Raw genomic sequence first — 12,928 nt, 5'->3', positions numbered from 1 at the left:
ACAAGACAACAGTACGGAGAGACAGAATGAAACGACATATCCTGAGCGCCGCGGCGCTCGTCCTGGTGGCTTCGATGGCGCAGGCTGAATCCGCGAAGAGCACCACCGGCAGCAAGGCTACGCCAAAACTGTCGACCGGCATCGCGCTCGAGTACGTCGAGCCGTCCGTGCGCGCGCAGGACGACTTCTTCCAGCACCTGAACGGCAAGTGGCTCAAGACCGTCGAGATCCCGGCCGACAAGTCGAGCTGGGGCGCCTTCTACAAGCTGCACGACGACACCCAGCCGCAGCTGCGCGCCATCATCGAGAAATCGGCCGCCACCAGGAACCCGCGCGCCGGCTCGGAAGAGCAGCTGATCGGCGACTTCTTCGCCAGCTACATGGACGAAGCGCGCCTGGAGCAGCTGGGTATCACTCCGCTCAAGGGCGAACTGGCGAAAATCGCTGCCATCAAGGACAAGGCCGAACTGCCCGCCACCTTCGCGCGCCTGGGCCGCATGGGCGTCACCGTGCCGTTCGGCTTCTACATCCACCAGGACGCCAAGGATTCGACCAGATACGTGGCCGACCTGTACCAGGGCGGCCTGGGCATGCCGGACCGCGACTACTACCTGAAGGCGGACGACACCAAGCTGGCCGACACCCGCGCCAAGTACCAGCAGCACGTCGAGAAGATGCTGGCCATGTCGGGCGACCGCAATGCCGCGGCGAATGCGAAAGCCGTGGTCGATCTCGAGACCGAACTGGCGCGCGTCCAGTGGACCAAGGTCGAGAACCGCGACCCGGTCAAGACCTACAACAAGGTCGAGCTGGCCAAGCTGGCCGAACTGGCGCCGGGCTATGCCTGGGACGCCTGGCTGGCGGAATCGGGCATCAAGGGCAAGACCGACTACGTCATCGTCAGCCAGCCGAGCTACCTGAAGGGCATGGCCGAGATCGTGAACCGGGTGCCGCTCGAGACCTGGAAGGTCTACCTGCAGATGCACACCGTGAACGGCTACGCCAATTACCTCTCCAAAGCCTTCGTCGACCAGCGCTTCGCCTTCCACGGCACCACCCTGTCGGGCGCGCCGAAACTGGAACCGCGCTGGAAGCGCGGCGTGTCCACCATCGAGGGTTCGCTGGGCGATGCGGTCGGCAAGCTGTACGTGAAAGAGCACTTCCCGGCCGAGCGCAAGGCGCGCATGGAAGTGCTGGTGAAGAACCTGCTCGAGGCCTACCGCACCTCGATCGACACCCTCGACTGGATGAGCCCGGCCACCAAGAAGGAAGCCCAGGCCAAGCTGGCCAAGTTCACCCCGAAAATCGGCTACCCGAACAAGTGGAAGGATTATTCGGCGCTGAGCGTCAAGCGCGGGGACCTGGTCGGCAACGTGATGCGTTCGCGCGAAGTGGAATACAACCGCGAACTGAACAAGCTGGGCAAGCCGATCGACCGCGACGAATGGGGCATGACGCCGCAGACCGTCAACGCCTACTACAACCCGGAATTGAACGAGATCGTGTTCCCGGCCGCGATCCTGCAGCCACCGTTCTTCGATGCGAATGCCGACGACGCGGTGAACTACGGCGGCATCGGCGCCGTGATCGGCCACGAGATCAGCCACGGCTTCGACGACCAGGGTTCGCAGTACGACGGCGACGGCAACATGCGCAACTGGTGGACCGAGGAAGACGGCAAGCGTTTCGCCGAGAAGACCAAGGTCCTGATCGCCCAGTACGCCGGCTACAGCCCGCTGCCGGGCTATAACGTGAACGGCGAATTGACTTTAGGTGAGAACATCGGCGACAACTCGGGCCTGGCGATCGCCTACAAGGCGTATAAACTGTCCCTGAAGGGCAAGCCGGCGCCGGTGATCAACAAGCTCACGGGCGACCAGCGCTTCTACATGGGCTGGGGCCAGGTGTGGCGTTCGAAGATGCGCGAGCCGGCACAGATCGCCCAGGTCAAGACCGACCCGCACTCGCCGGGCCAGTTCCGCGCCAACGGCACCTTGAAGAACCAGCCGGGCTTCTACGAAGCCTTCGGCGTGAAGGAAGGCGACAAGATGTACCTGGCGCCGAAGGACCGCGTGATTATCTGGTAAGTTTTTATTGACCAAGTACAAAGAAGGCCACGATCATGTCGTGGCCTTCTTTCTTTTAACGACTACACATTGCCGACGACCGAGACCATGCGGAATTCGACCGACCTTTCCCACACCGCCCGCCGTCGGCGCCGCAACGGCCTGCGCCGTGTTTTCTGGCTGGGCGGCGCGGGACTGGCACTCGCCGGTGCCGCTGGCGGCGCTGCGCTGTTTTATCTGAACGACGTCGGGATCACCCCGCGGTCCCTCGGGCCGTACGTCGAGCGCCGCAGCGATGGGCACCATGCGGTATTCGAAACCATCGGCGTGGCCGCGCGGCGCTGGCTGGTGGGTGCCGATCGCGGCGAGCCGCCGCTGCGCACGGCAGCCTGGAGCGGGCGCGTGGGTGTGCAGGCGGCAGGAGCGCCAGAGCGGGCCGGGCAGGTGGTGATGGTCGCCGACAGCGCCGGCCTGCTGCGCGCGATTGCGGCGGCGCAGCCAGGCCAGGTCATCACCCTGATGCCGGGCCGGTATCGGATCGACCGCCCGCTAGTGATCTCGCGTCCCGGCCTGCAAGACGCCTTGATCGTCGTGCGCGCCATCTCACCCGGCAGCGTCCAGGTCGAGATCAACACGACCGAAGGCTTCAAGCTGTCCGCACCTTACTGGCGCTTCGAGAACCTGGTGTTGCAGGGCGTGTGCAAAGGCGGCTGCGAGCATGCCTTCCACGTGGTGGGCAACGCCCATCATTTCGCCGCAGTGAATAACCTGATCCTCGACTTCAATGCGCACGTCAAGGTCAATGCCGAGGGCGGGCGCTACCCCGACCATGGGCTGCTGGAATCCAATACGCTGCGTAACAACGGTATCCGCGACACAAGCAGCTCGGTCACGCCGGTCGACGTGGTCGCGGCCAGCCATTGGGTGATCCGCCGCAACCTGATCAGCGACTTCATCAAGGGCAGGGGCGACGGCATCAGCTACGGTGCCTTCGTCAAGGGCGCCGGCAGCGACAACCTGCTGGAGCAGAACATGGTGCTGTGCGAAGACCGGCTGCGCGGCGCACCGGGACAGCGGGTCGGCCTGTCCCTGGGGGGCGGCGGCACCGGAAAGCCGTATTGCCGCGATGGCAGGTGCATCACCGAGCAGGACGACAGCACGCTGCGCGCCAACCTGGTCGCCTCGTGCTCGGACGACGGCATCTACTTGAACGCGGCCGCGCGCAGCAAGCTGATCCATAATACGCTGGTCGACACTGGTGGCATCACCGTGCGCTTCGCCACCAGTAGCGCTACGCTCGACGGCAACCTGGTCGACGGCATCATCCGCAGTCGCGACAATGGCATCCTGCACATGGGCGACAACCGGTACTCGTCGGCGGCGTGGCTGTATGCCGGCAGCCATCCGCAGCGCGACCTGTTCCGCGACCCGCTCGACTTCGATTTCCGCTGGCGCGAGCCGGCCGAACGCCGGTCGGCTGCGGGTGGCGCAGTGCCCGACCTGTGCGGCCCCGCGCGTGCGGACAAACCGCGCTACGGGGCGTTCGACGATTTCAGCGGCTGCCTGACAGCGCAGCCACCGGCACCCTGAAGCGCAAAAAAACCCGGATCAGGTCCGGGTTGCTTGGTTGGCGCTGCCGCCAGGCTTATTTCGATGCGGCGACCATGTAATCGACGGCAGCCTTGATGTCAGCATCGGGCGCGGTTGATCCGCCTTTCGGCGGCATCACGCCGGCCTTGCCCTGGAAGCCCTTGATGGCGTGCTCGTACAGCGTTGGCGCGCCCTGTGCGATGCGCGCGGTCCACGCGGCCTTGTCGCCCAGCTTGGGTGCACCGGCGATGCCGGCGCCATGGCAGGCCACGCAGGCGGCGTTGTAGACGCTCTGGCCGTTCGCCTGGGCCACGACCGGCGCCGCTACGGCGGCAGGGGCCGGCGCGGCAGCTGCCGAAGCTGACGCAGCCGCCGGGGCAGGAACCGGCGTCGCTGCGGCATCCGCCGTTGCCGCTGCCGGCGCTGCGACCGGGGCGGGCGCTGCTGGCTCCTTGAAGCTGGCGCCACTCTTGTTGGCCATGAACACCACGGCGCGCGCTACTTCCACATCGTCCAGGTCTGGATTGCCACCTTTGGCCGGCATCGCGCGGATGCCTTCGATCGCATGCTTGACAAGGGTATCGTAGCCCAGGCCCAGGCGCGCACTCCACGAACCAGTGTCGCCAGTTTTCGGGGCGCCAGCTGCGCCGCTGTCATGACAGGCAGCGCATACTGCCGCGTAGACCGCGCCGCCGGCCTGCAGGATGCGTGGCGCATTGGCATCGACCAGCGTGAAATCCTGCTCGGCGAGTGGCCGGATGCGTTCGGCGACGGCTTCTTCATTCTGGGAGGTGGTGCCGGCGCCGGTCAGCTTGTCGCTGGTAGCGTAGACCACCAGCAGGATGATGCCGATTACAATAACCAGGAAAAAACCTGCGACAGCGGCGATGAGTTGCTTCGGCGTACGGATGACTGATTCGTGTTCGTGGTGTGCGTCGCTCATGATTTCCTTAATACTATTAAAAAAACCTGCTACCTTCCCGGCGCCTGCACCTCTGCGTGCTTTTTTGGAAACGCCGCCAAACGGCCGATTATAGACGTAAAGTAATACGCTGTGGCACGCAAATTGTCAGCGTGCCAGCCTTTCCATGGACGGGAGGCTGGAATTTCTGTATCCTTCGGCATCACATCTGTTTACCTCCCGTGCGGCTGTAGCTCAATGGATAGAGTATTGGCCTCCGAAGCCAAGGGTTGTGGGTTCGATCCCCGCCAGCCGCACCATCATCAAATCTAGTTCCACCAGTGCACCTTCGAAGCAGTCTCCTGCATGCGTACCTTTCCTGCGCTTGTTCGAATGGTCGCGCCGACCTTGTCCCCTTGTGGCACCGATAAACGACACCGATGCAGCTTTGTAACAGTTTTGCTTGCGCAAGATTAAAGCAGAGTGCCACACTTGTTCCCCGACGGTGAATGATGCACCTGAAGAACAGGTGATGCAGTAGGAAGTTGCACGGTAAGCAACTAAATCAATCGGGGATATTACCGAAGTGCAACATTGAAATTGCATTTCGACAATAAGAAGCGCACGATTCGATATGCCTGACCATGCATTTTGGAAAATGTTAAAATTACAAGCGCCCGTTCCTCTGGCAAATGTTGTGAATACATATGCTGCCAGCCTGGAATAATAAAATTATTAAAAACACAACATAATGAGTGCCAAAAAGCTAGCATTTTTACATTGTTAGTTCGGAAATGTCGTTGTATCCACGCGCATACGCACGACAACGTTGAGCAGGCATATATTTCCATGGTATATTGAAAGTTAGCATAATAGCAAAACGCAATTCGAGGACGGAATCCGATAATGAAAGCAGATGAGATTGTCGCAGTAGTTGGACTTGGTTACGTTGGCATGCCACTGGCAGTCGAGTTCGGCAAGAAGTCGAAAACCGTCGGCTTCGACCTGTCGCAGGCCAAGATCGACAACTACAAGAACTTCATCGATCCTACCGGCGAACTGACGTCGGAGCAGTTGAGGGAAGCGCGCCACCTGGACGTCACTACTGATCCGTCGGTACTGGCCAAGGCCGACTATATCGTGGTCGCCGTGCCGACCCCGGTCGACATCGCCCACAACCCGGACTTCACGCCGCTGGCTGGCGCCAGCAAGACCGTCGGCACCCACATGAAGCGCGGCGCGATCGTCATCTTCGAATCGACCGTGTATCCAGGGGCGACCGAGGAAGTCTGCATCCCGATCCTGGAAAAGCATTCGGGCCTGAAGTGGAAGGACGATTTCCATGTCGGCTTCTCGCCGGAGCGCATCAATCCGGGCGACAAGGAACACACCCTGACTACCATCCTGAAAGTGGTGTCGGGTGACGACGACGAGACCCTCGAGCGTATCGCCGCGCTGTATGAATCGGTGATCACCGCCGGCGTATACCGCGCCTCGAGCATCAAGGTCGCCGAAGCAGCGAAGGTCATCGAGAACACCCAGCGAGACCTGAACATCGCCCTGATGAATGAGCTGGCCATCATCTTCGACAAGATCGGCATCGACACGCTCGAGGTACTGAAAGCTGCCGGCACCAAGTGGAACTTCCTGCCGTTCCGCCCGGGCCTGGTCGGCGGTCACTGCATCGGCGTGGATCCCTACTACCTGACCCACAAGGCCGAGATGGTCGGCTATCACCCGCAGGTGATCCTGGCCGGGCGCCGCATCAATGATGGCATGGCCAAGTTCGTTGCCGAAAAGACCGTCAAGTCGATGATCTCCTCTGGGTTCAACGTCAAGGGCTCCAAGGTCAATGTGATCGGCCTGACCTTCAAGGAAAACTGCCCTGACCTGCGCAATTCGAAAGTCGCGGACATTGTCCACGAACTAGAAAGCTATGGTTGCGAGGTGCACGTATTCGATCCGCAGGCCGACGCCGCCGAAGCACAGCACGAATACGGCATCAAGCTGGAAAGCTGGGAATCGCTGCCGCAGGCCGATGCGGTCGTGGTGGCGGTGCCACACAAGGAAGTGCTGGCGCTGTCGCTGACGCATTTCCAGGAAAAGCTCAACCAGAACGGCTGCTTCATCGATGTCAAGTCGCAGTTCGATGCCGCCGCCCTGCAGGAAGCCGGCTACTGTGTCTGGCGCCTGTAAGCGCCCCCTTTAACCGCCGCGCCGTTGCACGGCGGGCAACGCCGGCCTTGCCGGCGTGACCGTGAAAGTGTGTGAGAGTGAACAAGTTTCAAGAAATCCAGCAACATCTGCTGCAGCATCCTTATCACTGGCTGGTAACGGGTGCGGCCGGCTTCATCGGGTCGAATCTGGTGGAAGCCTTGCTCAAGCTCGGCCAGCAAGTGACCGGCCTCGACAATTTCGCAACCGGTCACCGCCATAACCTGGCGCAGGTGAAAGATTCTGTCACTGCAGATGCCTGGATGAAATTTAATTTCATCGAAGCCGACATCCGCGACCCTGCCGCCTGCCAGGCCGCCTGCCACGGCGCCGATTTCGTGCTGCACCAGGCTGCGCTCGGCTCGGTCTCGCGTTCGATCGACGATCCGCTGACGACCAACGCGACCAATATCGACGGCTTCCTGAACATGCTGGTCGCTGCCCGCGATAACGGTGTCAAGCGCTTCGTTTATGCCGCGTCGAGCTCGACCTATGGCGACCACCCGGACCTGCCGAAAATCGAAGAGCGCATCGGCAACCCGCTGTCGCCATACGCGGTCACGAAATACGTTAACGAACTGTACGCCAATGTGTTCGGTCGTACTTACGGCATGGAATCGATCGGGCTGCGCTACTTCAATGTGTTCGGGCCACGCCAGGACCCGGACGGCGCCTACGCCGCCGTGATCCCGCAATGGATCGCCGCCCTGATCCGCAACAAGGAACTGCGCATCAACGGCGACGGCGAGACCAGCCGCGATTTCTGTTACATCGACAACGTGGTGCAGGCCAACCTCCTGGCTGCGCTGTCGGATAAGGACGCCGCCAATGCGGTGTACAACGTCGCGTTGGGCGAACGCACCACCCTCAATGAGCTGTACGGAATGATGAAGGTGGCGCTGCAGGACCGCTTCCCGCACGTGGCGCAGCACCAGCCGAAGTACGCCGACTTCCGCCGCGGCGACGTGCGTCATTCACAGGCGGATATTTCCAAGGCAACAGCGGCGCTCGGCTTCCAGCCGACGCACCGCATCGGCGAAGGTTTGAAGCAGGCGATGGACTGGTACGTCCGTAGCCTGTCGCACTAAAACAAGCATCCATGCATATCCAGAAAAGATACAAGAATCTCGGAGGCTACCGTGTTTAGGATCGCGAACCACTACGTTTCGAAGATTGTCTTCCTGCTGCTGTTCGTCGAAGTGCTGGTGCTGCTGGGGGCAGCCTACATCGGCGCGGCATTGCGCTTCATCGAATATGGCGACGCCGCGGCGGCCACCCAGCTCGACCATTTCTTTACGTCCGCGGTGGCGTTCACCGTGGCGATCATCTTCAGCATGAGCGCGATGGGCATGTACCAGCTCGATTTCGACGAGGGCCTGCGCCATCCGTTCTTCATGAAGCTGATGCCCTCGTTCCTGATGGGTTTTGCGATCCTGGCGCTGGTGTTCTACATGGCGCCGGAGCTGTCGTTCGGGCGCGGCACCATGGCCCTGGTATTCGCGCTGGCCGGCGGCGGCATCTTCCTGGCCCGCATGGCCTTCTTCAAGTCGTCCGAGGCGCGGATCCTGGAATCGCGCATCATGTTCCTGGGCGGCGGGCCGCTGGCCAAGGAATGCAGCGACCTGGCGGCGCGTCCGTCGAACTACCACCGCTACAGTATCGCCGGCTTCATTCCGAGCCCGGCCGAAGAGCTGTGCGTGCCCGACTCGGATTTGCTGACCGTGCGCGACGGCGACTCGCTGGTCTCGCTTGCGCGCCAGCACAACGTGGTGGAAATCGTGGTGTCGGTCCAGAACCGTCGCGGCGGATTCCCGATCAAGGAACTGCTCGACTGCAAACTGCAAGGCATCCGCGTCACCGACGCCGCCACTTTCTTCGAACGCGAAACCTGTCAGATCCGCGTCGATTCACTGCAGCCTTCGTGGCTGGTGTTCGGCGGCGGCTTCGACCAGAGCTTCGCGCGCACGTTCATGAAGCGCACCTTCGACCTGGTGTGCAGTACCCTGATCCTGGCCATCACCTTTCCGCTGATGCTGCTGGCGGCGCTGCTGGTCTACCTGGAAGACCGCGGACCAGTCTTCTACTCCCAGGAGCGGGTCGGCAAGGACGGCAAGACCTTCTACGTGCATAAATTCCGCAGCATGCGCACCGATGCCGAAAAAGCCGGCAAGCCGCAGTGGGCCGCCCAGAACGACCCGCGCGTGACGCGTTTCGGCAACTTCATGCGCAAGACCCGCATCGACGAGCTGCCGCAGATCCTGAATGTGTTCAAGGGCGAGATGTCCTTCGTCGGGCCACGCCCGGAACGCCCGTATTTCGTCGAGCAGCTGATCGAAGTGGTCCCTTACTATAACGTGCGCCACAGCGTGAAGCCCGGTATCACCGGCTGGGCTCAAGTGCGCTATGGCTATGGCTCGTCAGCCGAGGACGCGCTGCAGAAGCTGCAGTACGACCTGTATTACGTGAAGAACAACAGCCTGTTCCTCGACGTTCTGGTGCTGATCAACACCTTGAAGGTCGTCCTCTTACGCAGCGGCCGCTAATGCCTTGCAGGCGCCGGCAACATGTCATGGATAAAGCAAGTTGACCGAGATCGTTACCTTCAGTTATCTGGTCGCCGCCGTTGGCTTCCTGCTGCTGGGAGCGATGTGGCTGACCAGCTGGCGTAGTCACTTCCATCGCGCAATCTTGTCCACCGCTTGTCTGCTGACGTCGGGCTGGGCGGCCACTGTCGGTTACCATGCCCACGTCGACATCCCGCTCTCGATGCTGGTGGATGTCCTCGAGATCCTGCGCAACGCAGCCTGGTCATTCTTTCTTGTGGTCCTTCTCGGACGCCACCGCAGCCCGTACAGCCGACTTCCGCTCGGCCTAAGCAACAAGGTGACTATTGCCGCGGCCTGCTACGCCTTCTTCCTGGCCATTACCTTGTATGGCTGGTGGGGCGGCCATGCGTTGGAAGAATTCAGTATGGTCTCGTCGATGACCTTGCGGGTAGGGCTGGCGGTGTTCGGCATGCTGCTGGTAGAGCAGGTATACCGCAACAAGCCGGAACAGGAGCGCTGGGCAATCAAGTTCGCTTGCCTCGGTATCGGTGGGATGTTCGCTTATGACTTCTATATGTATAGCGACGCTTTGCTATTCCGCCAAATTAACGAGGATGTCTGGGCGGCACGCGGCGCGGTCAATGCAGTCACCGTACCCTTGATCGCGGTTTCGATGGCCAGGAGTGCGTCGTGGAATACAGAACTGGCACTCTCGCGTCGCGTCATGTTCCATTCGGCGGCGCTGTTCGGCTCGGCGCTTTACCTGCTGACGATGGGCCTGGCCGGCTACTACTTGCGGTTCTTCGGCGGCAGCTGGGGTACTGTGATGCAAGCGGCTTTCCTGTTCGCCGCCTTACTGTTGCTGGTCGGAATCCTGTTCTCTGGCACGTTCCGGTCATGGCTGAAAGTCTTCATCAGCAAGCACTTCTATACCTATAACTACGATTACCGTGAGGAATGGCTGCGCTTTACCCGTACTTTGTCCGAACCGGGACCAGGACTGGGCGCGCGTGCGATCCAGGCCATTGCGGCACTGGTCGAAAGTCCCGGGGGGGCTTTGTGGCTGCGGCGCGATTCAGGGCAGTATGAAGCAACCGCTTACTGGCACATGACCGCGCAGGAAGGCTGCGAAGATGCCGACTCGTCATTTTGCCGTTACCTGGAGCAATCGCAATGGGTGGTCGACCTGCGCGAGGCCGCCAGCGACCCCGACAAATATCCCGGACTCGTCTTGCCGGACTGGCTGAACCAGCAAGCCAGGGCTTGGCTTGTGGTGCCGATGATGATGCATGGCGGCCTGCTCGGTTTCGCGGTGTTGCAGCAATCGCGCAGCCCAGTCAACCTGAACTGGGAAGTGATCGACTTGCTCAAAATCGCAGGCGTGCAGGCTGCCAGCTACCTGGCCCAGCAGGAAGCGGCCGACGCCCTGATCGTCGCGCGCCAATTCGAGTCTTTCAACCGCATGTCGACCTTCGTCGTGCACGACCTGAAGAATCTGGTCTCGCAGTTGTCGCTAATGGTGGTCAACGCGGAAAAGCACCGCGACAATCCCGAATTCCAGCGCGACATGCTGGAAACCGTTGAATTGTCAGTGGAAAAGATGAAGCTGATGCTGCAAAAACTGGGACGCAGCGCCAATGCCGATCAAACTGGCCCACTGGCCATTGGCGACGTGGTGCAGCAGGCCATCAAGGACAAGCGCGGCTTCGAGCCGCATCCGGTGCTGCGCGTCCGCACACAGGGCTTGATGGTGCTGGCCGACCGCGAACGGCTGGAGCGGGTGCTCGGTCACCTTGTGCAGAACGCAATCGAGGCCACTCCGCGCGACGGTAAGGTTACCATCGAGGTAATGCGGCGCGAGGACCATGCTGTCGTCTCGATTCAGGATACCGGGGTCGGGATGGACGAGGAATTCATCCGCGAGCGCCTGTTCAAGCCCTTCGAATCAACCAAGGCGGCCGGCATGGGCATCGGCGCCTTCGAAAGCCGCGAATACATCCAGGAACTGGGCGGGCGGATAGAGATCAGCAGCACGCCACAAATCGGCACTACTTTCGACGTAATATTGCCTCTTCACCGCGTGGACGTGGCGCAAGCCAAGCCGCGCGCGGTCAGGCTGGAGGATAGTCTTGACACAGAATAAACCAAAACTGCTCATCATCGAAGATGACGTGGGCCTGCAGAAGCAGTTGCGCTGGAGCCTGGACGCGTATGAGGTCGTGGTCGCCGGTGATCGCGAGAGCGCGCTGGCGCTGCTGCGCCGCCACGAGCCGGCCGTGGTCACCATGGATCTGGGTTTGCCCCCCGACCCGGACGGCGCCACCGAGGGACTGGCGACGCTACAAAGTATCCTGGCACTGGCGCCTGACACCAAGGTCATCGTCCTGACGGGCAACCAGGACCATGCCAACGCAGTCAAGGCCATCGGCATGGGCGCCTACGATTTCCATCAGAAGCCTTGCGACCAGGAAGTGCTCAACCTGGTGGTGCAGCGCGCGTTCTTCCTGCATTCGCTGCAGAACGAGAACCGCCGTATGATGCAGAGCCAGGCCGATTCGCCGATGTCAGGCGTGATCAGCCGCGATCCGGGCATGCTCAGGGTTTGCCGAAGCATTGAGAAAGTGGCGCCAACTTCGGCTTCGGTGATGCTGCTGGGCGAGTCGGGCACCGGCAAGGAAGTGCTGGCGCGTGCGCTGCACCAGCTCAGTCCGCGCTCGAGCAACCGTTTCATGGCCATCAACTGCGCCGCCATTCCGGAGAACCTGCTTGAAAGCGAGCTGTTCGGCTATGAAAAAGGCGCTTTCACGGGGGCTGCCAAACAGACGAAAGGAAAAGTCGAGCTGGCCAGCGGCGGCACCTTCTTCCTCGACGAGGTCGGCGACCTGCCGATGGCCTTGCAGGCGAAGCTGCTGCGCTTCCTGCAGGAGCGGGTGGTCGAGCGCATTGGCGGCCATGAAGAAATTCCGGTCGACGTGCGCGTGATTTGTGCGACCCACCGTAACCTCAAGGAATTGGCCCAAAGCGGTCGCTTCCGTGAAGACTTGTATTACCGCCTGTCCGAGATCGTCGTCACTATCCCGCCGCTGCGGGTGCGCGACGGTGACGCGGCGCTGCTGGCGCACCATTTCAAGAACAAGTTCTGTGCCCAGGAATCGCGCTCGAGCCTGCATTTCTCACCCGAAGCCTTGGGCGCGATAGAGACCTACGCCTGGCCAGGCAATGTGCGAGAGCTGGAAAACTATATCAAGCGCGCCGTCATCATGGCGGACGGGTCGACCATCCAGGCCGAGGACCTGGGCCTGGATGTCGAGGCGGAAGAGCAGCCCATCAACCTGCGTCAGATACGCGACGAAGCTGAATACAAGGCCTTGGTGAAGGCATTGGCCCGGGCCGACGGCAATATCGTCAAGGCGTCCGAAGTGTTGGGGATCAGTCGTCCGACCATGTACGATCTGATGGCGCGCCATGCGATCAAAGGGGCCAACGCCTGACCGCATTCGGGCCGCATGGCGCAGCGCCAAGCCGCACGCCGGCCCGGGTGCTGCTGATCGCGATGACCCTGTTTATCGTGTACGGCTCGATTCAATAGCCGCAGTCCTGCCGGAGGACGT

At 61.4% G+C, this 12,928-nt stretch carries 8 protein-coding genes and 1 tRNA gene; 8 read left to right on the top strand and 1 reads right to left on the bottom strand.

All coding sequences use genetic code 11. The annotated features are described in order from the left end of the window. Positions 1 to 26 precede the first annotated feature (26 nt). Together AC56LU_RS08010 and AC56LU_RS08005 are read left to right on the top strand one after the other, a co-directional pair. Positions 27 to 2,087 (top strand): M13 family metallopeptidase, encoded by a 2,061-nt coding sequence (locus AC56LU_RS08010; RefSeq protein WP_497175056.1) that lies wholly within the window; start codon positions 27 to 29, stop codon positions 2,085 to 2,087. An 87-nt stretch (positions 2,088 to 2,174) separates the two neighbouring features. Then, complete coding sequence (locus AC56LU_RS08005; protein ID WP_497175055.1) at positions 2,175 to 3,656, top strand: right-handed parallel beta-helix repeat-containing protein; 1,482 nt, start codon at positions 2,175 to 2,177, stop codon at positions 3,654 to 3,656. Between the two features lie 55 nt (positions 3,657 to 3,711). On the opposite strand, the gene AC56LU_RS08000 is transcribed toward AC56LU_RS08005, so the two are convergent. Continuing rightward, a complete protein-coding gene (locus AC56LU_RS08000) occupies positions 3,712 to 4,599 on the bottom strand; it encodes a c-type cytochrome (RefSeq protein ID WP_497175054.1) in 888 nt (295 codons plus the stop codon). A 202-nt stretch (positions 4,600 to 4,801) separates the two neighbouring features. On the opposite strand from AC56LU_RS08000, the gene AC56LU_RS07995 reads away from it, so the two are divergent. From AC56LU_RS07995 to prsR, 6 genes are all read left to right on the top strand, one after another. Next, positions 4,802 to 4,877, top strand: a tRNA-Arg gene (locus AC56LU_RS07995). A 586-nt stretch (positions 4,878 to 5,463) separates the two neighbouring features. After that, complete coding sequence (locus tag AC56LU_RS07990; RefSeq protein WP_497175053.1) at positions 5,464 to 6,753, top strand: nucleotide sugar dehydrogenase; 1,290 nt, start codon at positions 5,464 to 5,466, stop codon at positions 6,751 to 6,753. Between the two features lie 77 nt (positions 6,754 to 6,830). Next, on the top strand, positions 6,831 to 7,859 hold the full coding sequence (locus AC56LU_RS07985; RefSeq protein WP_497175052.1) for an SDR family oxidoreductase: 1,029 nt from the start codon (positions 6,831 to 6,833) through the stop codon (positions 7,857 to 7,859). A gap of 51 nt (positions 7,860 to 7,910) precedes the next feature. Then, a complete protein-coding gene (locus AC56LU_RS07980) occupies positions 7,911 to 9,314 on the top strand; it encodes a TIGR03013 family XrtA/PEP-CTERM system glycosyltransferase (RefSeq protein WP_497175051.1) in 1,404 nt (467 codons plus the stop codon). Positions 9,315 to 9,354: 40 nt separating this feature from the next. After that, entirely contained in the window at positions 9,355 to 11,460 is a 2,106-nt protein-coding gene (gene prsK, locus AC56LU_RS07975; protein WP_497175050.1) for an XrtA/PEP-CTERM system histidine kinase PrsK, read from the top strand. Further along, the gene (prsR, locus tag AC56LU_RS07970; protein ID WP_497175049.1) at positions 11,447 to 12,808 is read left to right on the top strand and encodes a PEP-CTERM-box response regulator transcription factor; all 1,362 of its coding nucleotides are present in this window, start codon (positions 11,447 to 11,449) and stop codon (positions 12,806 to 12,808) included. Before prsK ends, prsR begins: the two co-directional genes overlap by 14 nt. Positions 12,809 to 12,928 lie beyond the last annotated feature (120 nt).

Source organism: Telluria sp. PB2R4 (genome assembly GCF_059685695.1).
Note: the sequence above shows the minus strand (reverse complement) of the source record. Positions and strands in the feature narration are given on the sequence as shown.

What these genes read in the sequence shown, in the direction of transcription:
- AC56LU_RS07990 (WP_497175053.1), top strand. Translation starts at nt 5,464, where the DNA reads ATGAAAGCAGATGAGATTGTCGCAGTAGTTGGACTTGGTTACGTTGGC.
- AC56LU_RS08000 (WP_497175054.1), bottom strand. Translation starts at nt 4,599, where the DNA reads ATGAGCGACGCACACCACGAACACGAATCAGTCATCCGTACGCCGAAG.
- AC56LU_RS08005 (WP_497175055.1), top strand. Translation starts at nt 2,175, where the DNA reads ATGCGGAATTCGACCGACCTTTCCCACACCGCCCGCCGTCGGCGCCGC.
- AC56LU_RS08010 (WP_497175056.1), top strand. Translation starts at nt 27, where the DNA reads ATGAAACGACATATCCTGAGCGCCGCGGCGCTCGTCCTGGTGGCTTCG.